The following is a 22,144-nucleotide window of genomic DNA, read 5'->3' on the forward strand; positions in this document are numbered from 1 at the left end:
GCCCGTCACAGCCACTCGGTCCGGGCCGCAGGCCTGGGCGGTGCGGCAGCGTAGCGTCTGGCCGGGCGGCCGAGCAGCAATGCGCCGCGCACCACGCGGCTCTCGTCCAGCCCGAGGGTTTCCGTCACCCGCGGGTCATGCCTGGCCGCCGCGCAGAGATACCCGCACCAGCACGCCCCGAGCCCGGCTCCGGCGGCCGCCAGCTCCAGATACGTCACCGCGATGACCCCGTCCTCGGCCGGGGTGATGCCTTGAGCCGGGGTATGGGCCACGGCCAGCATGGGTGCGTCCCGGCAGATGATGTCCACGCCCGCGTCAAAGGCCGCCGCCACCCCGGCCAGATGCAGGGCTGCGGCCAGGGGCGTCTGCCGCTCCGCCTCGTCGCGCATCCACTGCGCCACGGCCGTGGCAACAACGCGCACCGCCTCCGGGGTTGCGGCCACCACCCATTCCACGGGCCGGGCGTTGTGACCCGAGGGTGCGTACTGGGTCAGGTCGAGGAGCCGGGCCACCAATCGGCGATCGGGCGGCTCGGGCCTGAAGGTGCGCATGGAGCGCCGCGCCCTGAGCAGCCATTCCACCTGATCAAGGGAGGGCCGGTCGGCCCGATCAAGGCGCACCGGGCCGGAGGCGAAGCGGTCGAGCCGCAGCGCCCCGCGGGGACAGACGGCCACGCAATGGCCGCACTCGAGGCAATAGGCCTGCTTTTTCTCATGGGGCACGGGCAGCTGATCCGGTGCGCCGACAATGCAGCCGACCGGACACACGGCCGCGCACAGGCCGTCGCGGGCGCAGGCGTCGGCATCAACGGTGAACAGGGGCATGGAGTTCCTCCGGGGTTGAGGTGCGGCCCCATGGTGCCTCTTTCCTGCCGGAGGAGCAAGAACCGGAGCCAGGAAGCCGGGGCGCACGTTGACCGGCCAGCGGTTTTCCCGTAATTCGATGACCCGGCGCGATTATCATTTCCCCCCAGGACCGCATCCGGCAAAGCAACAAGGACAAGGCTGCCAGGGCAAGCCCCATGGCAACGAGGAAACAGCACATGAGCACCACGCCCGACGCCCCGGAAAGAGGCAAGGACTTCATCCGCACCATCATCGAACGCGACAACGAGACCGGCGCCTACGGCGGCCGCGTCCACACCCGCTTTCCTCCCGAGCCCAACGGCTACCTGCACATCGGCCACGCCAAGTCCATCTGCCTCAACTTCGGCATCGCCCTTGACTACCAGGGCAGGTGCAACCTGCGCTTTGACGACACCAACCCGGTCAAGGAGGATGTGGAGTACGTGGAGTCCATCAAGGAGGACGTGCGCTGGCTCGGCTTCGAATGGGACGCCAACTTCTACGCCTCGGACTACTTCGAGAAGCTCTATCTCATCGCCGAGCTGTTCATCAAAATGGGCAAAGCCTATGTGGACCATCAGAGCGCCGAGGAGATCCGCGCCAACCGGGGCACCCTCAAGGAGCCGGGCACGGATTCGCCCTACCGCGGCCGGACCATGGAGGAAAACCTCGCCCTGTTCCGGGCCATGCGCAAGGGCGATCTGCCCGACGGCGCCTGCGTCCTGCGCGCCAGGATCGACATGGCCTCGCCCAACGTGGTCCTGCGCGACCCGACCCTGTACCGCATCAAGCACGCCAGCCACCACCGCACGGGCGACGCATGGTGCATCTATCCCATGTACGACTTCACCCACGGCCTGTCCGATGCCATCGAGGGCATCACCCACTCCATCTGCACCCTGGAGTTCGAAAACAACCGCCCGCTGTACGACTGGTGCGTGGACACGCTGATGCAGGGGCTCGGAATGCCTGAACTCTTCGGCGAAAACGCGGCCGCCTACCAAGAACTGGCCGCCCTGCCCGGTTTCAAGCAGCGGCCCAGGCAGTACGAGTTCGCCCGGCTCAATCTGACGGGCACGGTGCTCTCCAAGCGCAAGCTCATCCAACTGGTGCAGGAGGGATACGTCAGCGGCTGGGACGACCCGCGCATGCCCACCATCTGCGGCCTGCGCCGCCGGGGGTGCACCCCGGCCGCCCTGCGCGATTTCTGCGACCGCATCGGCGTGGCCAAGGCCGACTCCACCGTGGAACACGCCCTGCTCGAGCACTGCATCCGTCAGGACCTCAACGACCGCGCCCCGCGCTACCTCGGCGTCATGGACCCGGTGAAGCTGATCATCGAGAACTATCCCGAGGACGGGCTGGACGAATTCACCATGCCGCTGCACCCCGAGGACGAGTCCATGGGCACCCGCGTGGTGCCTTTCGCCCGCGAGCTGTGGATCGAGCGGGCCGACTTCATGGAGGAGGCGCCCAAAAAATACTTCCGCCTCGCCCCGGGCCGGGAGGTGCGGCTGCGCTTCGCCTACTATGTCACCTGCACCGGCTTCACCCGCGGCGACGACGGCCGGATCACCGAGGTCCGCGCCACCTTTGATCCCGAGACCCGCGGCGGCTGGTCCAAGGACGGCCGCAAGATCAAGGGAACCCTGCACTGGGTCTCGGCCGCCCACGCGCTCACGGCAGAGGTGCGCAACTACGGCCCCCTCTTCACCTGCGACAACCCAAACGCCGTGGCCGAGGGCGGCAGCTTCACGGACCATGTCAACCCCGACTCCCTGGAGGTGCTGACCGGCTGCCTGGTGGAGCCGGCCATGGCCCACATGGCCCCGGGCACCAACTTCCAGTTCGAGCGCACCGGCTACTACTGCGCGGACTCGCGAGACCATGTGCCCGGCCAGCGTCTTGTCTTCAACCGCACGGCCACCCTGCGCGACACCTGGGCCAAGATTCAGCAGAAGACCGAGGGGTGAGCAGGCCGAGGGGCAAGGGCGGAATCGGCTTCGTTTCCTGACGCGCCTCCGCCGCCAGGACCGATCTTCGTTTACATTCGGGCCGTTCGCAGGTACAAACCTAGTTGCATCAAAGAAGCTGGAGGACACCATGGACGTCAAGACAACGGATCTGCCCGGCATCGGGAAAAAATACTCCATGACCACCGTGGGCGGGAAGCACATCGTGGTCCTGCTTCACCTGACGGGCAACCGGGAAATCTACTATTTCGAAGACCCGGACGACGATCCCCTGGCCACGGTCAAGTTCAGCGACGAGGAGGCCCGCAAGCTCGGGGCCATCCTGCTCGGCGTGGACTACCAGCCCGTGGCCGACGACCGCATGGACCTCCTGCTCCGCTCGGTACGCATCGAGTGGATCAAGGTCGGTGCCGCCAGCCAGATCAAGGACAAGACCATCGCCGAGTCCCAGATCCGCAAGATGACCGGCTCCACCATCATCGGCATCGACCGGGGCGGCGCCATCATCGGCAGCCCGGACATCACCGAGGTCATCACCGAGGGCGATGTGCTCATGGCCATCGGTTCGCGGGAGCAGATCAAGGCCCTCGAAGACCTGTGCCGCTAGGCGGCATACCGGAGGCCGCAGCCCCCGGACGCGCACAACACCACTGAGCGAGGCCACATGGACAGCCTTCCCTTCCTCCTCCTGGCCGGCATCGTGCTGATCACCTTCTTCGGGGCGTCCCTGACCTCCATGAAGATCAGGGTGCCCTCGGTGCTGATCTACATCCTGCTCGGGGTGGTCCTGGCCGGGCATATCAGCGACCACAAGCAGATCCACGAGGCCGCCGAAATCGGCATCGTCTTCCTCTTCTTCATCGTGGGCCTCGAGTTTCCCCTGATCCGAATGATGGATGTGGGACGGCGCATCTGGCCGGCCGGGCTCATCGACGTGGCCCTCAACTTCGGCGTGGTCATGGGCTTTGGCCTGATCCTGGGGCTCGACATCCTCTCCGCCTTCATCATCGGCTCCGTGTCCTATGCCACCAGCTCGTCCATCACGGTCAAGCTGCTGGAGGAAAAGAAGCGGCTGGCCAACCCCGAGTCCGAGTTCATCCTCGGCCTGCTCATCTTCGAGGACCTTGTGGCCCCGCTGCTGGTCACCTTCATCGCCGCCACCGTGGGCGGGGAGGAGATGACCGCCGGGTTCGCCGGACTGCTCACCCTCAAGATCGTCCTCTTCGTGGCCGGGGCTGTGGTCATCGCCTACTTCGGCTTCCGCCGGATGACCACCTTCGTGGGCCGCTACATCCAGACCGACTTCATCCCCCTGTTCGCGGCCGGACTGGCCCTGGCCTATGCGGGGCTGGCTCTCTGGCTCGGCCTCTCCGAGATCCTGGGCGCGTTCCTGGCCGGGGTCATGCTCTCGGAAACGGGCAAGGCCCACGACCTGGAGCAGCTCTTCATCCCGCTGCGCAACATCATGCTCCCCTTCTTCTTCTTCTGGTTCGGGACCACGGTGCAGTTCGGCGACGGCGTGCCCATGCCCCTGCTGCTGGGAGTATGCGTGGTCTGGGCCGTGATCGGCAAGGTGCTCACCGGCTACCTGGGCGGGCGCATCTCGGGCCTCTCGCCCAAGATCGCGGCCAGGGCCGGACTCTCGCTGGTCCAGCGGGGAGAATTCTCGGCCGTCATCGCCAGCCTGGCCGCGGCCCAGCTGCGCGTGTTCAGCGGCGTCTACGTCATCATCACGGCCATGCTCGGGGTCTTTCTCTTCCAAAAGGCACCTGCCTATGCCGACCGCTTCCACCAGTGGCGCAAGGCCCGCAAGGCGGCCAAGACCGAAACCGCTGGATAGCCGTCTCCCCAACGCCACCACCCGGCACCGGGCGAAACGCCTTGAAAACCCATCCTGGTGCTGATAATTTCTCTATTGTCGGCGACCTGATTCCCCGACACGCCCGCCCATGCTACCACTGGAGAAACAGGTGAAGACCGGAATGAACGAGAACCTCAAGGAAGTCCTGCTGGCCGTGCTGCCCATCGCCGGGGTGGTCGTCCTGTTGCAGGTGTTTCTCGTCTCCCTGCCCTGGGATGTCTTTGCACGCTTTCTGGTGGGCGCGGCCATGGTCCTTGCCGGGCTGTTCCTCTTTCTCCAGGGTGTGAAGATCGGGCTTCTCCCCATGGGCGAGGCCGTGGGCGGCGACCTGCCCAAGCACGGCTCGCTACGCTTCCTGCTCTTCTTTTCCTTCATCCTCGGCTTTGCCGTGACCGTGGCCGAGCCGGACGTGCGCGTGCTGGCCCATCAGGTGGACCTCGCCTCCCATGGCGCGGTCAACAGGCAGGTGCTCATCCTCAGCGTGGCGCTTGGCGTGGCCATCTTCGTGGTCCTGGCCATGGCCCGCATCGTCTTCAAAACGCCCATCGCCTGGCTCTACGCGGTCAGCTACCTGCTGATCATCACCCTGTCGCTGGTCACTCCGGCCGACTACGTGCCCATCGCCTTTGACGCGGGCGGCGTGACCACCGGGCCGGTGACGGTTCCCTTCATCCTGGCCCTGGGCCTCGGCACCGTGGCGGTCATGGGCGGCCGCTCGTCTTTTTCCGACGGCTTCGGCCTTGTGGGTCTGGCCTCGGTGGGGCCGGTCATCGGGGTCATGCTCCTGGGGATGTTCTACGGATGACCGGCCTGCTCGACTTTCTCGACTTCGGCCACGTGGTCGCCGAGGTGCTCCAGGCACTGACCCCGCTGGTGCTTTTTTTCATCTTCTTTCAGGTGCGCTACCTCAAGCTGCCCACGGAATATGTGCTGAACATGGCCAAGGGGCTGGCCCTGTGCATGGCCGGGCTGGTCCTCTTCCTGCAAGGGGTGCAGGTGGGCTTCATGCCCGTGGGCACGGCCATGGGCGAAGTCCTTGGCGCCATGGATTCCACCTGGCCGCTCATTCCCATCGGCTTTGTCCTCGGTCTGGTGGCCACCGTGGCCGAGCCCGCGGTGCACATTCTCAGCCAGCAGGTGGAAAAGGCGTCCTCGGGCAGCATCAAGGGCAAGGTTATTCTCATTGCCCTGTCCCTGGGCGTGGCCGTGTTCGTGGCCCTGGGCATGGCCAAGATCATCTACGGCGTTCCCATCCATCACATCCTCATCCCGGGCTATCTGGCCGCCCTGGTCATGATGCGCTTTTGCGACCCGACCTTCATCGCCATCGCCTTTGACGCGGGCGGAGTGGCCACCGGCCCCATGACCGTGACCTTTGTCCTGGCCGTGGCCCTGGGCATCGCCTCGGCCATGGAAGGGCGCGACCCCATTCTGGACGGCTTCGGGCTCATCGCCCTGGTGGCCCTGGCCCCCATCCTCTCGGTCATGGCCCTGGGAATGATCGTGACTTACGCAAAGAGAAGGAGTTAGGCATGGAACTGGACATCCCCTTTGACCTGATCGTCACCGTGGTGGACAAGGGCAACTGCGAGGCCATCATCACCGCCTCCAAGGCTGCCGGCGCCGAGGGGGGAACCATCATTCCCGGACGCGGCACCGGCATCCGCGAGAACAAGAAGCTCTGGGGCATCCCCATCGAACCGGAAAAGGACATTGTCCTGACCATCGTGCCCAGCGACCGAACGCAGGGGATTCTCCGGGCCATCGTGGATGCGGGCGACCTGAACCAGCCGGGCAAGGGCATCGCCTTTGTCCTGGAACTGAAGAACGTGGCAGGCATCTGCCACCTTTTAAACCAAGAGGCTACCGGCAACTGAGCCGGTGACCAGCCGCGACAGGCCCCGGAGCCAAGGCGTCATCACGGAACCGCACCATGAAGTTCATCCCCTCGCAGATAGCCTTCTTCGTCCGCGACAGGCGCACCCAGCGCAACCTGCGCGCCCTGGTCAAGTTCATTCTCTTCCTGCTGGCGTGCATCACCCTCTACAGTGTGCTCTTCCATGTGCTCATGGAGCGCGAGGGGCAGGAATTTTCATGGGTGACGGGATTTTATTGGACGCTTACCGTCATGTCCACCCTGGGGTTCGGCGACATCACCTTCACCTCTGACCTGGGCAGGATGTTCTCGCTGGTGGTGCTGCTCTCGGGCGTCGTCTTCCTGCTGGTCATGCTCCCCTTCACCTTCATCCAGTTCTTCTACGCGCCCTTTCTCGAAGCCCAGACCAAGTCGCGGGTGCGCCGCGAGATGCCCGAGACCGCCTCGGGCCACCTGATTATCGTCGGGGCCGATCCCGTGGCCCTGAACCTGGCCGTACGCCTCGACCAGTTCCACTTCGACCACTGCATCCTGGTCCACGACGTGCACCATGCCCTGGACCTCATGGACCAGGGCTACAAGCCCGTTGTCGGCCCGTCCGACGACCCGGAGACCTATCGGCGGCTGCGGGCGGACAAGGCGGCCATGGTGGTGGTCCTAAGCGACGACATGAAAAACACCAACGCCGCCTTCACCATCCGCGAGGTGGCGCCCGAGGTGCCCATCGTGGCCAACGCCGATTCCCAGGAATCCCTGGACATCCTCCGGCTGGCCGGGGCGAGCCACGTCTTCCAGTTCATGCGTATGCTCGGCGAGATGCTGGCCCGGCGCAACCTGGGCGCGGGTGCGCGCAGCAACGTCATCGGCAGCGTCAGCGAGCTGCTCCTGGCCGAGGCGCCCGCCCAGGGCACCCCGCTGGTGGGCCGGACCATCCGCGACTGCGGCCTGCGCGACGCCACGGGCATGAACATCGTCGGCCTGTGGGAGCGCGGCCGGGTCGAGGCCCCGCGCCCGGACACGGTCATCGGCCCAAGCTCGGTCCTGGTCCTGGCCGGGACCAGGGACCAGCTCGACGCCTTCGACGCCTTTGCCGGTCCCACCGCGCCGGTAGCAGCCCCGGTGCTGGTCCTTGGCGGCGGCCGGGTGGGCCGGGCCACGGCCAGGACCCTGGCCGCCCAGGGCGTGGACTACCGCATTGTGGAGAAAAACCAAAAGCTCATCCGCGACGGGGAACACTACGTCCACGGCAGCGCCTCGGACCTCGAAACCCTGGAGGCCGCGGGCATCGACAAGGCCCCGTCGGTCTTCGTCACCACCCACAACGACGATCTGAACATCTACCTGACCATCTACTGCCGCCGATTGCGCCCGGACATCCAGATCGTCAGCCGGGCCACCCTGGACCGCAACATCAGCGTCCTGCACAAGGCCGGGGCCGACCTGGTCATGTCCTACGCCACCATCACGGCCAACACCATCATCAACCTCCTCAGCCCGGGCAAGGTGCTCACCCTGACCGAGGGGCTGAACATCTTCCGGGTCAAGGTCCACCGCTCCCTGGAGGGCTCCACCCTCATGGACAGCGGCCTGCGCCAGGAAACCGGGTGCAGCGTCATCGCCGTGGACCGCGACGGCACCCTGGAGGTCAACCCGGACCCGGCCCGGGCTCTCAGCGCGGACGACTCCCTCTACGTCATCGGCGACGCCTCGGCCGAGCGCCTGTTCATGGAAAAATATCCGGGCTGACGCGAGGGCCAATGGGCATAGCTCCGAACGAAACGGTGAACCTCTTGTAAACAATTCAACTTCCCGTTAATAGACAGGATCATGTCAGCCAGAACCGTGCTCTTCATCGCGGAACCGCAGTCCGTGACCGCCGTTTTTCCCACCCTCAAAGCGGCGGGGCTCCAGGCCGGGCTGGCCGACAACCTGACCGGAGCCCTCGGGTTCATCAGGAAATCCCAACCCTGCCTTGTCTTCTGCCGCCCGGCCATGCAGGGATTCGACGCCCGCTCCCTACTCGATCAGGCCCGCGCCGCCGACGCTTTTCCTCCTGTGATCATCTTCACGCCAAACGGCAACGCCGAGGAGGCCACCCGCTTCCTCTCCATGGGCGCACGCGACTACTGGGTCGAGCCCCTGGCCTGGGACAAGATCAAGCTGGTGCTCCCGCCCGAGCCCACTGCGCCGCAACAGCCAGAGCCCACTGCCCCTTCCCAGCCGCAGCGCCCCCCCGCCGCCCAGGCCGGGCCCGGCAAATTTCACATCATCGGCCGCCACGAGGCCGTACTGCGCGTCCTCGCCCTGGCCCGGCAGGTGGCCCGGTCCAAGGCCACGGTGCTCATCTCCGGCGAATCAGGCACCGGCAAGGAAATGTTCGCCCGCTACCTGCACCACAGCTCGGACCGCACGGACAAGCCCTTTGTGGCCATCAACTGCGCGGCCCTGCCCGAGCACCTGCTGGAATCCGAACTCTTCGGCCACGAAAAGGGGGCCTTCACCGGAGCCATCAGCCGCAAGCCCGGCAAGTTCGAGCTGGCCCACGGCGGCACCATCCTCCTCGACGAAATCACCGAGATGGACCTCGGCCTCCAGGCCAAGCTCCTGCGCGTGCTCCAGGAGTCTGAGTTCGACAGGGTGGGCGGGGTGGAGACTGTCAGCGTGGACGTGCGCGTCCTGGCCACCACCAACCGCGACATCGAAGGAGCCGTGGCCGAGGGCAAGTTCCGCCAGGACCTCTTCTATCGCCTCAACGTCATCCCCCTCAAGCTGCCCGCCCTCCGCGAGCGCGGCGACGATGTCCTGCTGCTGGCCGAATTCTTCGCCAACAAGTTCAGCGCGGCCTACGGCCTGGGCCAGCTCGCCTTTACCGAAAACGCCAAGAACTGGCTCATGGACTACGACTGGCCCGGCAATGTGCGCGAATTGCAGAACCTCATGGAACGCGCCGTGCTCCTGGCCGGAGCCGGCCCCATCCAGACCCGTCACTTCCTTATGGGGGACGAGGGATGGACGCCCGACGACCTGACCTCGGTGGGCGCGGAGCAACAGGCCGCCAGCCAGACCCCGCCGCCCGCCTCCATGGCCGAGGCTCTCTCGGTCATGCCCCTGCACGAGATGGAAAAACGCCTGATCCTCAAAAGCCTGGAGGAGACCACGGGCAACCGCACCAGGGCCGCCGAACTGCTGGGCATCTCGGTACGCACCCTGCGCAACAAGCTCAACGAGTACAAGAAACAGGGGCTGGATGTCTGACCCCGGCCCCGCCCTGCAATAAACGCGGCCGACCTCCTTGGGGAAGTCGGCCGTTTTGTTTCTGCGGCAAGCCTTTTCCGGCACGGGCCGAGGGCATGGCCTCACACGTCGAGCACCGGCCCCCCGGCCTCCTTCTCCACATAGGCCAGAAATTTCTGCGCCTCCTCCAAATGGGGGTTGAGCTCCAGGGCCCGACGCAGATTGGCCAGACACTGATCCCTGTCGCCGCGCTCGAAATAGGCGCGGGCGATGTTGTAGTGAAGGTTCTCGTCGTTGTCCGTCAGTTGCAGGGCGCGTTCGTAGTATTCCACGGCTTGGTCGAGGAGCTTGGACTTGCGAAGATTGATGCCGAATTCGTTGAAAAGGTGCTTGTGCTCCGGGGCAAAGGCGGCCTCCAGGGAGACCACGCGCTTGAAGATGTCGCCCGCCTTGCCCGCGTCGCCGCGCTCCATGTAGGTCAGGCCCAGGCCGAAGTTGGCCCGGACGTTCTCCTCGTCCACGTTCAGGGCCGCCTCGTACTCGAACTGGGCGGAATAGAGCGCTCCCTGCTCGCGTTGGGCCTCGGCGCGTTTGAGGGTGCTGTCCAGCTCCTGCATCCGGGGGTAGACTTCCTTCTGGTAGTATTCCAGCTCCGGATTGTAACGCTCCAGGAAGTCGGCTCTGGGCACGGCCTCGGCCTGGCCCGAGGGCACATTGTTCTTGTTCAGGGGCCGGACCATGACCACGATGTTGCCGTCCTCGTCCGGCCCGGCCTCCTCGGCGTACCAGTATGCCTTCTGGATGACCTTGCGCGAGGTGGTGCCGGTGCCAACCCGAACCACGCTCTGGCTCGAAAACACCCCGGATATCCGGTGCCGCTGCACGGAACTGGGAATCTCCACCTCCGGCATGGCTGCGTCACGGGGAACCTTGCCCCCGGCGGTCCGATCATCTGCCGTCATCTGCCCCCCGATGATTGCCGTCTCCCGAAATCCCGTCGCCCGATGCGCTAGCAGCCGCACTTGCGGCATATCTCCAGATTCTCGAAATTGCCCTCGAAAAACTCGTAGATCAGCTTCTTGAACCTGTCGGAATTCCAGACTTCCCTGATGGAACTGTTGGTGATGTTGCCAACGACCACCGACTGCCTCCAGTCGTGGCAGCAGATGATCATGTCGCCGTTCTCGACAATGTAGGCCTGCTTGAGGAACAAGTCGCAATACCGCTTCTTTTTCCTCTCCTGGACATCGACGCAGACGGAACCGAACGCTTCCTCGCCCACGCGATTGTCCACGGCGTGGATGTGAAATTTCACGTCGCGCTGGTCCCAGTATTTCCTGGCGCTCTCCAGCTCGTGCTCCACGAGCCGGGTGCGCAGGGTGGTGATGTTGACCTTGGGATGCTGGCTTCCCATCCTCTGCTTGAGAGCCAGAAAGCTGTCGATGTTTTCCATGGTCCTTGCAAAATCAAGAGACATGGACTGGTGGTATGTCTCCTCGCTGTATCCATTCACGCTGATCCATATCTGGCTCAACTTCGCATCAATCAGCGCCTCGCCGATCTCGGGCGTCAGGAGACTGGCGTTGGTGGTGATCCGCGTCTTGACCGGCAGAATGGAGTGCTTCTTGATGTCGGCCAGGATGCGCGGCATCCGCTTGTCCATAAGCGGCTCGTTGGTCATGTACGGACTTATCCTGCCCACGCCGCTGTGCCCGCATTCCTTGATGATCTTGCTGATGAGCCCGTCATCCATGCGCCCATGGGGAATGGCCTTGGGCTCGCTCGAATGGCAGCAGAACACGCACTTGGCGTTGCACGTGGACAGGGTCTGAAACTGAACGGCACGGGGAAAACGGGGGCGGAACCGCTTGCCCGTCCTGATCCAGGTGACGATATTCTCGAAATAGGAACTCCCCTGACGGGGCATGTAATACTCGGCCAAAACGCCTCCTCCTGCTCTATTCTTCCTCTGCCCGGGGCACGGCCCAGGGGACGCCCGGGCTCCCCCGTGCGCCAGCTCGCCGGGCATCCCGCCCGGCGCAAAAATACGCCCGTCAAGCCGCAGGGCTGGCCTGCGGGCATTGCCTGCCGACCATACACCGCGTGAAAAACGAAGGCAACGCTCCCGCCCGGTTTGCGTTTTTTTCCCATGTGGTGACAATCGCGTCGGTTTCGGGTAAACGCAGGGGCGGCAAATCAACATCCCAAACAGCGGTTCGTTCCCGCAAGGATGCAGGCCGCAGGGCCGAAGAGACGCAAGGAGCAGTTTTCCATGAGCAGCACTGGCAACAGGATTCAGGCATACCGCGAACGGCAGAAGCTGAGTATCGCAGATCTGGCCGAACGCACCGGCCTGACCGAGGACTTCATCACCGCGGTGGAACAAAGCGACATGTACCCCTCGCTTCGACCGCTGGTGAAGCTGGCACGCGCCCTGGGCGTACGCCTTGGCACCTTTCTCGACGATCAGGTCTCGAGCGACCCGCTCATCGTCCGGCTGGCCGAGCGCGAGGAAGAGCTGACCATGCACCCGGACGGCAAGGAGCCGGGCATGGTCTTCCACTCCCTGGGCAAAGGCAAGACCGACCGCCACATGGAGCCCTTCTTCATCGAAATGCTCCCCAAATCCGCCCTGGATGAAACCCTCTCCTCCCACGAAGGCGAGGAGTTCATCGTGGTCCACTCCGGCCAGGTACGCATCCGCTACGGCCAGGACGAGTCGGTGCTCTCGCCCGGAGACTCGGTCTATTTCAACTCCGTGGTGCCCCACAACGTGGCCTGCGCCGGGGATGAAAAGGCCGAAATCTACGCGGTTCTCTACTTCCCGGAATAGGCGGCACCATGGCAGCAACCCGAGAAATCACCCTGGGCGCACTCCTTGACGAGACCGCGGCCAGCCACCCGGACACCGAGGCCGTGGTCTATGTGGACCGCGATTTCCGCCTGACCTACCGCGAGTTCGGCGCACTGACGGACACCCTGGCCAAGGGGCTCATGGCTCTTGGCGTACAGAAGGGCGAGAAGGTGGCCGTGTGGGCCAACAACGTGCCCTACTGGGTGGCGCTCCAGTTCGCCACAGCCAAGATCGGGGCCATCCTGCTCACGGTCAACACCCACTACCGCTCCCACGAGTTCAAGTATCTGCTCGAACACTCCGAGACCGAGAACCTCTTCATCATCGGCAACTACCGCGACCACGACTATCTGGCCACGGTCTACGAGTTGATCCCGGAGCTGAAGACCCAGGAGCGCGGCCAACTGCGCACCAATAAATACCCCAAACTCAAGAGGGTCTTCTACCTCGGTCACGAGAAGCATCGGGGCATGTACTCCATCCCCGAGCTGCAGGCCATGGCCGCCATGGTCTCCGACGAACAGTTCCGCGCCCGCCAGGCCCAGCTTGCCCCCCACGATGTGGTCAACATGCAGTACACCTCGGGGACCACGGGCTTTCCCAAGGGCGTGCAGCTGACCCACTTCAACATCGCCAACAACGGCTACTGGATCGGCAAGAACCAGCACTTCGCGCCCGGCGAGCGGCTGTGTCTGCCCGTGCCGCTCTTCCACTGTTTCGGCTGTGTGCTCGGCGTGCTGGCCTGCGTCAACCACGGAGTGACCATGGTGATTCTGGAGGACTATGTGCCCCTTGATGTCATGGCCGCCGTGGACCAGGAAAAATGTACCGCCCTGTACGGGGTGCCCACCATGTACATCGCCATCCTGGACCATCCGCTCTTCGAACGCTTCGACTACTCGAGCCTGCGCACCGGCATCATGGCCGGATCGCCCTGCCCGGTGGAGGTCATGAAGCGGGTCATGGACCGGATGAACATGAAGGAGATCACCATCTGCTACGGCCTGACCGAATCGAGCCCGGTCATGAGCCAGACCAAGATCGGCGATTCCATCCGCCAGATGACCGAGACCGTGGGCCAGGCCATGCCCGAGGTGGAGATCAAGATAGTGGACCCGGAAACCGGCCGCGAGGCACCCACCGGCATCCAGGGCGAGATCTGCTGCCGGGGATACAACGTCATGGTCGGCTACTACAACAACCAGAAGGCCACCGAGGCAGCCATCGACGCCGACGGCTGGCTCCACTCCGGCGATCTCGGGGTCATGGACGAGGATGGCTATCTCTCCATCACCGGCCGCCTCAAGGACATGATCATCCGGGGCGGGGAAAACGTCTACCCCCGGGAGATCGAGGAATTCCTCTACGCCATGGACGGCATCCGCGACGTGCAGGTGGCCGGGGTGCCCAGCAAGAAGTTCGGCGAGGAGGTGGGCGCCTTCGTCATCCTCAAGGAGGACGCGGCCCTGGAGCCCGAGGATGTCATCGACTACTGCCGCGGCAAGATCGCCCGGTACAAGACGCCCAGATACGTGAGCTTCCTGACGGCCTATCCCATGACCGCGTCGGGCAAGATCCAGAAATTCAAGCTGCGCGAAATGGCCGCCGAGCTGTGGCCCGACGCGTAGCAGACCGCCACCGGATGCACTTCAACATTCCGCAGGCTGTAATAGGCGTACGAGTGCAAGGCGCGAAAAGAATCAAGGCCGAAGCCCTTGAGCCGTTGGCGAGTCTTCGAGCCTTACGGATCATGAGAGCAGAGATGTACTCTTAAGTACGTGAGGGTTTGATCTTTTTGAGGCAAAGCGGCAATCGGACGTTTTTCGACAACCCAGGGGAGGCAACCATGGGACAATACAAGGAAATCGCGCCACGGCTGACAGGCCTGCGCGAGAGCATCGGCTGGACCGTCAGGGAGATGGCCGAGCTGCTGCGCGTGGACGAGACGACAGTGGCCGGATACGAAACGGGCACCATGGAGATTCCCGTGGGCTACCTGCTCGATGTCTCGCGCTTGTGCCGGGTGGACCTGACCACCCTCATCTCGGGCCGCGAGCCGCACCTCAAGTCCCACGCCCTGGTGCGCAAGGGCGAGGGGTTCGCCGTGGACCGGCGCAAGGACTACGACTACAAAAGCCTGGGCTACAAGTTCGCCGGGCGGCAGATGGAGCCGTTTCTCATCACCGTTCCGCCCAAGAGCGGCGAGGCCATGACCGAGACAAGCCACCACGGTCAGGAGTTCATCTATCTGCTCGAAGGCCGCCTGGAACTCAGGCTTGGCGGCGAACCGCTCATTCTCGAACCCGGCGATTCGGTCTACTTCGATTCCTCCACGCCCCATGCCATGCGCGGGCTGGACGGCCGCGAGGCCCGATTCATCGACGTGATTCTCTAGCAGACTGTTGAAAAATGGCGATCTGCGGCGTTGCTTCAAAAAGTTCAAATCCCCGCACACGGGAAGTACGCTTCGGTCTTGACCTTTTTTCGCGCCTTGCATCTCACCATTTTTGAATGATCTGCATGTTCTGACTCTATCAACGGCCTGCCAGACCACAGTGTCGAATCCATGGACAACGGAGACGCATCGCCATGAACACCAAACCCTCGTTCACCAGCTACGACGACATGCGGGCCAACTATCGGCTCCGCTGCCCCGACGACTTCAACTTTGCCTACGACGTGCTCGACGCCAAGCGGCCGGACCAGTCCGCCATGATCCATGTGGACGACACAGGCGTCCGGCGCGACCTCGACTTCGGCTTCTTCCAACAGGGCTCCCGCAGGCTGGCCAACGCCCTGACCGGGCGCGGGGTCAAGCCCGGCGACCGGGTCATGGTCATCCTCTACCGCAGGGTCGAATACTGGACCGCCATGCTCGCCCTGCACCGCATCGGCGCCGTGCCCATCCCCTCGCCCTCCCTGCTGACCACCAAGGACATCGCCCAGCGGGTCAACTACGCCGGAATAACCGCCATCCTCTGCGAGGACTCCATCACCCAACGCGTGGACGCGGCCCTGCCCGACTGCCCCGGTCTGCATCTGCGGGTCCAGGTGGGCGGTGCCCCAGCCCAGGGCTGGCTCGACTTCGAGGCGATCATGGCCCAGGCCTCGCCCGAATGCCCGCGCACCCCGGCCACCCCCGGCGGCCCCGATCCGCTGGTCATTTTCTTCTCCTCCGGCACCACCGGCATGCCCAAAATGGTCGTGCACAACCACAAATACCCATACAGCCACTACACCACCGCCGCTGTCTGGCACGACCTGAACCCGGGAGACATCCACCTGACCCTGTCCGACACCGGCTGGGGCAAATCCGTGTGGGGCAAGTTCTACGGCCAGTGGATGGCCGACGCCGTGGTCTTTGTCTGGGACTTTCGGGGCAAATTCGAGGCCGATGCCCTGCTGCGCGTGATGGCCGAACACCGCGTCACCACCTTCTGCGCCCCGCCCACGGTCTACCGCTTCCTGGTGCGCGAGGATCTCTCCAAGCACGATCTCTCGGCCCTGCGCCACTGCACCACCGCGGGCGAACTGCTCAACGAATCGGTCTTCCACGCCTGGCACAAGGCGCTGGGCCTGCCCATATACGAGGGCTACGGCCAGACCGAGACCACCCTCCAGGTTGCCACCTTCCCCTTCATGAAACCCAAGGCCGGGTCCATCGGCAAGCCCGTGCCCGGTTGGGACATCGCCCTGCTCGACGAATCGGGCAAGCCCGTGCCCCAGGGCGAGGAAGGGGAAATCTGCATCAACATCGACTCGCCCGTGCTCGGCCTCTTCGACAGCTACATGGACGAGCCGGAGAAGACCGCCTCGGTCAAGTTCGACGGCTGGTACCACACCGGAGACAAGGCCTGGGCCGACGAGGACGGCTACCTCTGGTTCATGGGCCGCACCGACGACCTGATCAAGAGCTCGGGCTACCGCATCGGGCCCTTTGAGGTGGAGTCCGCCCTGGTGGCCCACGACGCCGTGATCGAGGCCGCCGTCACAGGCGTGCCCGACGAGGTGCGCGGCCAGATCGTCAAGGCCACCGTGGTCCTCGCACAGGGGTACGTCGGGGACGAGGCGTTGACCAAGGCTCTCCAGACCTTTGTGCGCGAGCTGACCGCGCCCTACAAATACCCGCGCATCATCGAATACGTGGACGAACTGCCCAAGACCATCAGCGGCAAGATCAAACGCAAGGAAATCCGCGAGGCGGACCTCGAAAAATACGCTGTCTGACGGCAGAACCGGAACCGCATGGGGAATCGGGCCGGCGACGCATCGCGTCACCGGCCCGCTTTCCTTTCCTGGCCCCCGCATCCGGCAGTCCTCATCCGGCGCTCGCACCGCTCCCCGACAGGGCTCAAGGCCATTCACCTTGTCCAGGTACTCTGGCCGACACATTCATCGGAACCGAGGTACCACATTGACAAGGTTGACGGGACAAGCTACTCGTCACACACTTTCTTGAATCATATCTGACCAAAGCGCCCCTATTAAGGAGTCGTACCATGAAAAGAGCCGTGTTTTATCTTTTGTCGGCAGCCGTGCTGGTGGCGTCGGCCATGCTCGGGCCGGTTCGGGCCGATCTGGGCGACACCCTGAACTATTCCTGGGCTGCCAACGTGGGGCCCCTCAATCCCCACGCCTATTCGCCCAGCCAGATGTTCGCCCAGGCCATGGTCTACGAGCCCCTTGTCCGCTATGGCGAGGGAGGCGGGCTGGAGCCGTGGCTGGCCGAGTCCTGGGACATCTCGGCCGACGGGCGGACCTACACCTTCCATCTGCGCAAGGGCGTCACCTTTTCCGACGGCACCCCCTTTGACGCGGCAGCCGCGAAAAAGAACTTCGATGCCGTGCTCCTGAACTCCCAGCGGCACAACTGGCTGGAATTCATCAACCAGATCGCGGACACGGTGGCGGTGGACGAGCATACCTTCCAACTGGTTCTCAAAAACGCCTATTATCCGACACTGCAGGAACTCTGCCTGATACGACCCATGCGCTTCCTCTCCCCCTCGGGCTTCCCTGAGGACGGCAACACCGGCAAGGGAATCAAGGCGCCCATCGGCACCGGCCCCTGGGTGCTCGCCGAAACCCGCAAGGGCGAGCACGATCTCTTTGTTGCCAACGAACGCTACTGGGGCAACAAGCCCAAGTTCAAACGCCTGCTGGTCAAGGTCATCCCGGATTCCGACGGCCGGGCCGTCGCCTTCCAGACCGGCCAGATCGATCTCATCTTCGGTTCCGGTGGCCACGGCAGCGGCCAGATCGGCATCGACACCTTCAACCGCTTCGCCTCCATGCCCGGCATAGAGACCGCCATTTCCGCCCCCCAGGCCACCAGGGTGCTGGCCATCAACAGCAACCTGTTTCCCACCAGCGACCTCGCCGTGCGTCAGGCCATCCTGTACGGAGTGAACAAGGCGGCCATGGTCAAGCACATCTTCCTGGGCGTGGAGCCCATGGCCGACACCCTGTTCTCGCCGGACATGCCTTACTGCGACCTGGGCCTGGCCCCCTTTGCCCACGACCAGCAAAAGGCCGCCGCCCTTCTGGACGAAGCAGGATGGAAACAGGAGAAAGAGGCCGGGTATCGCACCCGCGACGGCCGGGAGCTGGCCTTTGACGTGTGCTTTGTCGGCAACGACAGCCTGCAGAAGTCCGTGGCCGAGGTCATCCAGGGCGACCTGAAGCGCCTGGGCATCAGGGTCCGCCTCGTGGGCGAGGAGATGGACTCCTTCCTCACCCGCCAAAAGAGCGGCGAGTTCGGCATGATCTTCGGCGACACCTGGGGCGCCCCCTATGACCCCCACTCCTTTTGCAGTTCCATGCGCAAACCGGCCCATGCGGACTATCAGGCCCAGATCGGTCTGCCCATGAAGGAAGAAATCGACCGCAAGATCAGCGAGGTGCTCGTCAGTGTGGACGAGGAGAAACGCCAGGAGCTGTACCGCGACATCCTGACCACCCTGCACGAGCAGGCCGTGTATCTCCCCCTTTCCTACATGACCAACATCACGGTTCACCGGCCGGAGCTCAAGGGGGTTACCTTCGGGCCAACCAAGTATGAATTTCCTTTTGAGCTTATGTCCCGGGAGAGGTGATGCTGCGCTACATCGCCAAGCGGCTGCTGATTCTCATCCCGATGCTGCTGGCCGTCTCGGTCGTGGTCTTCCTGATCCTCAGGCTCGGGCAGAACGACCCGGCCATGTCGTATCTGCGGCTGTCCAACATCCCGCCCACGGACGAGGCACTGGCTGTGGCCCGGCAGGATCTTGGGCTTGACCTGCCGCTGCCCGCCCAGTACGCGCAGTGGCTGGGCAAGGCCCTGGTGCTGGACTTCGGCCGCTCCTATGTCACCGGCCTGCCCGTGCTTTCCGAAATCCTCTTCTATCTGCCAAACACCCTGAAGCTGGCCGGGTTTTCCCTGCTGCTGACCCTGATCATAAGCCTGCCCCTGGGCATCTGGTCCGCCCTGGAGAAGGACCGGCTCCCGGACCACGCCACCCGCGCCTTTGCCTTTGCCGGAGTGTCCATGCCCGGATTCTGGCTCGCCTTCATCCTGGTGTGGCTTTTCTCCATCCAGCTTGGCTGGCTGCCGCCGCTAGGCATGGGCGGGCTCGACCACATGATCATGCCCGCCCTGTCCATGTCCCTGATGTCCATGGCCATCAACACCCGGCTCATCCGCGGCAACATGCTCGACAACATGCACACCCGCTACGTGCTCTATGCCAGGGCCCGCGGCCTGCCCGAGCGGGTAGTGGTGGGTCGGCACGTCCTGACCAACTCCCTCATCCCGGTGGTCACGGCCATCGGTATGCACGTGGGCGAGCTTTTCGGCGGCGCGGTCATCGCCGAGAGCATCTTTTCCTGGCCCGGCGTGGGCCGCTTCGCGGTCTCGGCCATCTATAACCGCGACTATCCCGTCATGCAGTGCTTCATCCTGATCATGACGGCCATCTTCGTGCTCATGAACCTGTGCGTGGACATCCTCTACGCCTGGCTCGACCCCAGAATACGGCTTCAGGGAGGCGGCAACCGATGACCAGGAACGATCTCGCCGGAACCATCCGCAAGCGCTGCGTCCTCGTCCTGGCCACGGTCATGGCCGCGGCCGTATGCGCCACAGCCCTCTTCGCCCCGATCCTGGCCCCGGACGATCCCACCGCCGTGGTTCTGGAACGGAAATTCGCCCCGCCCTCCCTCGAACACCCGCTCGGATGCGACCATCTGGGCCGGGACGTGCTCTCCCGGCTGGTCTACGGCACCCGCACCTCCATAAGCTCCGTGGCGGCGATCCTCGCCATCGTCCTGGTGCTGGGCTTTGTGGTGGGCACCATCTCGGGCTATGCCGGCGGCATTGTCGATTCGACGCTGATGCGCTTTTGCGATGTCTTTCTCACCTTCCCGACCTTCATCCTGGCCATGTTCCTCATCGGCGTCCTGGGTACCGGCATGGTCAATGTCATCCTCGCCGTGGCCCTTACCCACTGGGCATGGTACGCACGCATCATCCGCAGCATGGTCCTCACCCTCAAGAACCGAGACTATGTGCTGGCGGCCCGCGTGGCCGGAACAGGCCGGGTCATGACCGTGGTGCGCCATGTCCTGCCGCCGGTCTTCGCCCAGCTGATAATCCTCTCCACCCTGGACATCGGCCACATGATGCTGCACGTCTCGGGGCTCTCCTTCCTGGGCCTGGGCGTCACCCCGCCCATGCCCGAATGGGGGGTCATGATCAGCGATGCGCGGCAGTTCTTCTGGACCAATCCCATGCTGGTCATGCTCCCCGGCGTCATGATCTTTATCACGGTCATGGCCTTCAACCTGCTTGGCGATGCCCTGCGGGACTCCTTTGACCCCGCCCTGGCGGCACAGGAGGAAACCCGATGACCCCCCCGTTCCTGGAAGTCCGCGATCTGCGGGTGCGCTCCGCGGGCAAGGAGCTGCTCGCGGGCATCGACTTCTCGGCCCGCAAGGGCGAGGTGCTGGGCATGGTCGGAGCCAGCGGCAGCGGCAAGTCCCTGACCTGCCTGAGCGTGCTCGATCTGCTGCCCAGGGGACTGTCCATGGAGGGCAGCGTCCTTGTGGAGGGCAAGACCCTGAACGGCAAAAACGACAGACGCTGCATTCGGGGACGCAAGGTGGCCATGATCCTGCAAAACCCCATGAGCTGCTTTGACCCGGTCTTCACCATCCGCACGCATTTCAAGGAGACCCTGGCCGCCCACGACATGCTCGGCCCGGACGCCGAGAGCGAGGTTCTCGAAGCGCTCAGGGAAGTGGGCTTCGCCGACCCGGGCCAGGTGCCGGACCTCTATCCCTTTCAGATGAGCGGCGGCATGCTCCAGCGGGTCATGGTCGCCCTGGCCCTGATCCTCAAGGCCCCCTTCCTCATTGCCGACGAGCCCACCACCGATCTCGACACCGTGGCCCAGGCCAAGGTCCTGGACCTGCTGGAAGAACTCAAGCGGCGGCGCGGCCTGGGCATGCTCCTGGTCACTCATGACCTTGGCGTCATCGCCCGTCTGGCCGACAGCGTCGCGGTGGTGCACCAGGGCAGGATCATCGAACGCGGCAGCGTCAACGACATCTTCCGGGCACCCAGACACGAATTCACCCAGGAGCTGATCGCCACCCACCTGCAATTTTCGGCACCGCATCACGGGAGCTTTGACCATGTCAGTCATCACCCTTGACAACGTCACCAAATCCTACGGCCGGGGCGGTTTCTTCCGCAAACAGGAGCGCGTCCGGGTCCTGCAGGGCGTCTCCCTGTCCCTGGCCGCCGGGGAATGCCTCGGGCTCGTGGGCAGAAGCGGCAGCGGCAAGAGCACCCTGGGCCGCCTCGCGCTGGGCCTGGAAAAACCGGATACCGGCAGCGTCAGCATCCTCGGGCAGGATGTCACCGGCATCCGCACACTGCCTCCGTCCATACGCCGTGAGGTGCAGGTGGTCTTTCAGGACGCCATAGGGTCCACCAACCCGCGCATGACCGCAGGCCAGATCATCGCCGAACCCCTGCGCAATTTCGACAGGCTCTCGGGCCGCCGCCTCAGGGAGCGCACCGCCGAGCTGCTGGAACAGGTCGGCCTCTCCCCAGACGACGCGGCCAAGCTGCCCGGCCGGTTCAGCGGCGGCCAGCTCCAACGCATCTGCATCGCCCGCGCCCTGGCTCCGTCCCCCAGGGTCATTGTTCTGGACGAAGCCGTGAGCAGCCTCGACATGCTCATCCAGGCCCGCATCCTGGACCTGCTCGACTCCCTGCGCCACAAGCTCGGCACGGCCTATCTCTTTGTCACCCACGACCTTCGGCTTGTGCGGCGCTTCTGCGACCGCGCCTTCATCCTGAGCGATGGAACCCTGCACGGCTTTGACCCGCAGAGGATCACCGCCATGAGCGGGCTGCGCGACCTGGACGAACTCTCCGGGGCCATCCTCCCCCCCATGCCGGGCCAGGACGATCAGAAGCCCGCCCGTACTTCGAGCCTGGCCGCTGGCTGATCC

Annotated in this window: 20 protein-coding genes; 17 read left to right on the forward strand and 3 right to left on the reverse strand. The window is 64.4% G+C overall.

Annotation, left to right across the window (positions count from 1 at the left end; genetic code table 11):
- Positions 1–5: 5 nt before the first annotated feature.
- On the reverse strand, positions 6–824 hold the full coding sequence (locus tag GKC30_RS05880) for a nitroreductase family protein (RefSeq protein ID WP_155933026.1): 819 nt from the start codon (positions 822–824) through the stop codon (positions 6–8).
- A gap of 218 nt (positions 825–1,042) precedes the next feature.
- Between GKC30_RS05880 and GKC30_RS05885 the strand changes: the two genes are divergently transcribed.
- From GKC30_RS05885 to GKC30_RS05920, 8 genes are all read left to right on the forward strand, one after another.
- Positions 1,043–2,818, forward strand: a complete 1,776-nt coding sequence (locus tag GKC30_RS05885) for a glutamine--tRNA ligase/YqeY domain fusion protein (RefSeq protein ID WP_155933028.1) — start codon at positions 1,043–1,045, stop codon at positions 2,816–2,818.
- 130 nt (positions 2,819–2,948) lie between these two features.
- The gene (locus GKC30_RS05890) at positions 2,949–3,425 is read left to right on the forward strand and encodes a cation:proton antiporter regulatory subunit (RefSeq protein ID WP_155933030.1); all 477 of its coding nucleotides are present in this window, start codon (positions 2,949–2,951) and stop codon (positions 3,423–3,425) included.
- 57 nt (positions 3,426–3,482) lie between these two features.
- Entirely contained in the window at positions 3,483–4,658 is a 1,176-nt protein-coding gene (locus tag GKC30_RS05895) for a cation:proton antiporter (protein WP_155933032.1), read from the forward strand.
- 130 nt (positions 4,659–4,788) lie between these two features.
- Positions 4,789–5,484, forward strand: coding sequence for a DUF1538 domain-containing protein (locus tag GKC30_RS05900; protein ID WP_367614003.1), 696 nt, complete (start codon positions 4,789–4,791; stop codon positions 5,482–5,484).
- Positions 5,481–6,209 carry a DUF1538 domain-containing protein gene (locus tag GKC30_RS05905; RefSeq protein WP_155933034.1) on the forward strand — a complete coding sequence of 243 codons (729 nt, stop codon included), beginning with the start codon at positions 5,481–5,483 and terminating at the stop codon, positions 6,207–6,209. The genes GKC30_RS05900 and GKC30_RS05905 overlap by 4 nt, the downstream gene beginning before the upstream one ends.
- Positions 6,210–6,211: 2 nt before the next feature.
- Positions 6,212–6,556 (forward strand): P-II family nitrogen regulator, encoded by a 345-nt coding sequence (locus GKC30_RS05910; RefSeq protein ID WP_155933036.1) that lies wholly within the window; start codon positions 6,212–6,214, stop codon positions 6,554–6,556.
- Positions 6,557–6,612: 56 nt separating this feature from the next.
- Positions 6,613–8,301 carry a potassium channel family protein gene (locus GKC30_RS05915; RefSeq protein WP_155933038.1) on the forward strand — a complete coding sequence of 563 codons (1,689 nt, stop codon included), beginning with the start codon at positions 6,613–6,615 and terminating at the stop codon, positions 8,299–8,301.
- Positions 8,302–8,382: 81 nt separating this feature from the next.
- The gene (locus tag GKC30_RS05920; protein ID WP_155933040.1) at positions 8,383–9,810 is read left to right on the forward strand and encodes a sigma-54-dependent transcriptional regulator; all 1,428 of its coding nucleotides are present in this window, start codon (positions 8,383–8,385) and stop codon (positions 9,808–9,810) included.
- 101 nt (positions 9,811–9,911) lie between these two features.
- Here the strand turns inward: GKC30_RS05920 and GKC30_RS05925 are convergent, their stop codons facing one another.
- Positions 9,912–10,751: a tetratricopeptide repeat protein gene (locus GKC30_RS05925; protein WP_155933042.1), complete on the reverse strand. Its 840-nt coding sequence runs from the start codon at positions 10,749–10,751 to the stop codon at positions 9,912–9,914.
- Positions 10,752–10,798: 47 nt separating this feature from the next.
- A complete protein-coding gene (locus GKC30_RS05930) occupies positions 10,799–11,731 on the reverse strand; it encodes a radical SAM/SPASM domain-containing protein (RefSeq protein ID WP_155933044.1) in 933 nt (310 codons plus the stop codon).
- Positions 11,732–12,061: 330 nt separating this feature from the next.
- Here GKC30_RS05930 and GKC30_RS05935 point away from each other — a divergent pair, with 330 nt between their 5' ends.
- The 9 genes from GKC30_RS05935 (at position 12,062) to GKC30_RS05975 (ending at position 22,141) form a co-directional block, all read left to right on the forward strand.
- On the forward strand, positions 12,062–12,622 hold the full coding sequence (locus tag GKC30_RS05935; protein ID WP_155933046.1) for a helix-turn-helix domain-containing protein: 561 nt from the start codon (positions 12,062–12,064) through the stop codon (positions 12,620–12,622).
- An 8-nt stretch (positions 12,623–12,630) separates the two neighbouring features.
- Positions 12,631–14,271, forward strand: coding sequence for an AMP-binding protein (locus tag GKC30_RS05940; protein ID WP_155933048.1), 1,641 nt, complete (start codon positions 12,631–12,633; stop codon positions 14,269–14,271).
- Positions 14,272–14,489: 218 nt separating this feature from the next.
- Positions 14,490–15,038 carry a helix-turn-helix domain-containing protein gene (locus GKC30_RS05945; RefSeq protein WP_155933050.1) on the forward strand — a complete coding sequence of 183 codons (549 nt, stop codon included), beginning with the start codon at positions 14,490–14,492 and terminating at the stop codon, positions 15,036–15,038.
- A 194-nt stretch (positions 15,039–15,232) separates the two neighbouring features.
- Positions 15,233–16,870, forward strand: a complete 1,638-nt coding sequence (locus GKC30_RS05950; RefSeq protein ID WP_155933052.1) for an AMP-binding protein — start codon at positions 15,233–15,235, stop codon at positions 16,868–16,870.
- Between the two features lie 272 nt (positions 16,871–17,142).
- A complete protein-coding gene (gene nikA, locus GKC30_RS05955) occupies positions 17,143–18,738 on the forward strand; it encodes a nickel ABC transporter substrate-binding protein (RefSeq protein ID WP_155933054.1) in 1,596 nt (531 codons plus the stop codon).
- Positions 18,738–19,682, forward strand: coding sequence for a nickel ABC transporter permease subunit NikB (gene nikB / locus GKC30_RS05960; protein WP_155933056.1), 945 nt, complete (start codon positions 18,738–18,740; stop codon positions 19,680–19,682). The genes nikA and nikB overlap by 1 nt, the downstream gene beginning before the upstream one ends.
- Entirely contained in the window at positions 19,679–20,530 is an 852-nt protein-coding gene (nikC, locus tag GKC30_RS05965) for a nickel ABC transporter permease subunit NikC (protein WP_155933058.1), read from the forward strand. Before nikB ends, nikC begins: the two co-directional genes overlap by 4 nt.
- Entirely contained in the window at positions 20,527–21,336 is an 810-nt protein-coding gene (locus GKC30_RS05970; RefSeq protein WP_155933060.1) for an ATP-binding cassette domain-containing protein, read from the forward strand. The genes nikC and GKC30_RS05970 overlap by 4 nt, the downstream gene beginning before the upstream one ends.
- Positions 21,317–22,141 (forward strand): ABC transporter ATP-binding protein, encoded by an 825-nt coding sequence (locus tag GKC30_RS05975; protein WP_155933062.1) that lies wholly within the window; start codon positions 21,317–21,319, stop codon positions 22,139–22,141. Before GKC30_RS05970 ends, GKC30_RS05975 begins: the two co-directional genes overlap by 20 nt.
- Positions 22,142–22,144 lie beyond the last annotated feature (3 nt).

The organism is Pseudodesulfovibrio alkaliphilus, assembly GCF_009729555.1.
In the GTDB taxonomy this organism is placed as follows: domain Bacteria; phylum Desulfobacterota; class Desulfovibrionia; order Desulfovibrionales; family Desulfovibrionaceae; genus Pseudodesulfovibrio; species Pseudodesulfovibrio alkaliphilus.

What these genes read in the sequence shown, in the direction of transcription:
- GKC30_RS05880 (WP_155933026.1), bottom strand. Translation starts at nt 824, where the DNA reads ATGCCCCTGTTCACCGTTGATGCCGACGCCTGCGCCCGCGACGGCCTG.
- GKC30_RS05885 (WP_155933028.1), top strand. Translation starts at nt 1,043, where the DNA reads ATGAGCACCACGCCCGACGCCCCGGAAAGAGGCAAGGACTTCATCCGC.
- GKC30_RS05890 (WP_155933030.1), top strand. Translation starts at nt 2,949, where the DNA reads ATGGACGTCAAGACAACGGATCTGCCCGGCATCGGGAAAAAATACTCC.
- GKC30_RS05895 (WP_155933032.1), top strand. Translation starts at nt 3,483, where the DNA reads ATGGACAGCCTTCCCTTCCTCCTCCTGGCCGGCATCGTGCTGATCACC.
- GKC30_RS05905 (WP_155933034.1), top strand. Translation starts at nt 5,481, where the DNA reads ATGACCGGCCTGCTCGACTTTCTCGACTTCGGCCACGTGGTCGCCGAG.
- GKC30_RS05910 (WP_155933036.1), top strand. Translation starts at nt 6,212, where the DNA reads ATGGAACTGGACATCCCCTTTGACCTGATCGTCACCGTGGTGGACAAG.
- GKC30_RS05915 (WP_155933038.1), top strand. Translation starts at nt 6,613, where the DNA reads ATGAAGTTCATCCCCTCGCAGATAGCCTTCTTCGTCCGCGACAGGCGC.
- GKC30_RS05920 (WP_155933040.1), top strand. Translation starts at nt 8,383, where the DNA reads ATGTCAGCCAGAACCGTGCTCTTCATCGCGGAACCGCAGTCCGTGACC.
- GKC30_RS05925 (WP_155933042.1), bottom strand. Translation starts at nt 10,751, where the DNA reads ATGACGGCAGATGATCGGACCGCCGGGGGCAAGGTTCCCCGTGACGCA.
- GKC30_RS05935 (WP_155933046.1), top strand. Translation starts at nt 12,062, where the DNA reads ATGAGCAGCACTGGCAACAGGATTCAGGCATACCGCGAACGGCAGAAG.
- GKC30_RS05940 (WP_155933048.1), top strand. Translation starts at nt 12,631, where the DNA reads ATGGCAGCAACCCGAGAAATCACCCTGGGCGCACTCCTTGACGAGACC.
- GKC30_RS05945 (WP_155933050.1), top strand. Translation starts at nt 14,490, where the DNA reads ATGGGACAATACAAGGAAATCGCGCCACGGCTGACAGGCCTGCGCGAG.
- GKC30_RS05950 (WP_155933052.1), top strand. Translation starts at nt 15,233, where the DNA reads ATGAACACCAAACCCTCGTTCACCAGCTACGACGACATGCGGGCCAAC.
- nikA (WP_155933054.1), top strand. Translation starts at nt 17,143, where the DNA reads ATGAAAAGAGCCGTGTTTTATCTTTTGTCGGCAGCCGTGCTGGTGGCG.
- nikB (WP_155933056.1), top strand. Translation starts at nt 18,738, where the DNA reads ATGCTGCGCTACATCGCCAAGCGGCTGCTGATTCTCATCCCGATGCTG.
- nikC (WP_155933058.1), top strand. Translation starts at nt 19,679, where the DNA reads ATGACCAGGAACGATCTCGCCGGAACCATCCGCAAGCGCTGCGTCCTC.
- GKC30_RS05970 (WP_155933060.1), top strand. Translation starts at nt 20,527, where the DNA reads ATGACCCCCCCGTTCCTGGAAGTCCGCGATCTGCGGGTGCGCTCCGCG.
- GKC30_RS05975 (WP_155933062.1), top strand. Translation starts at nt 21,317, where the DNA reads ATGTCAGTCATCACCCTTGACAACGTCACCAAATCCTACGGCCGGGGC.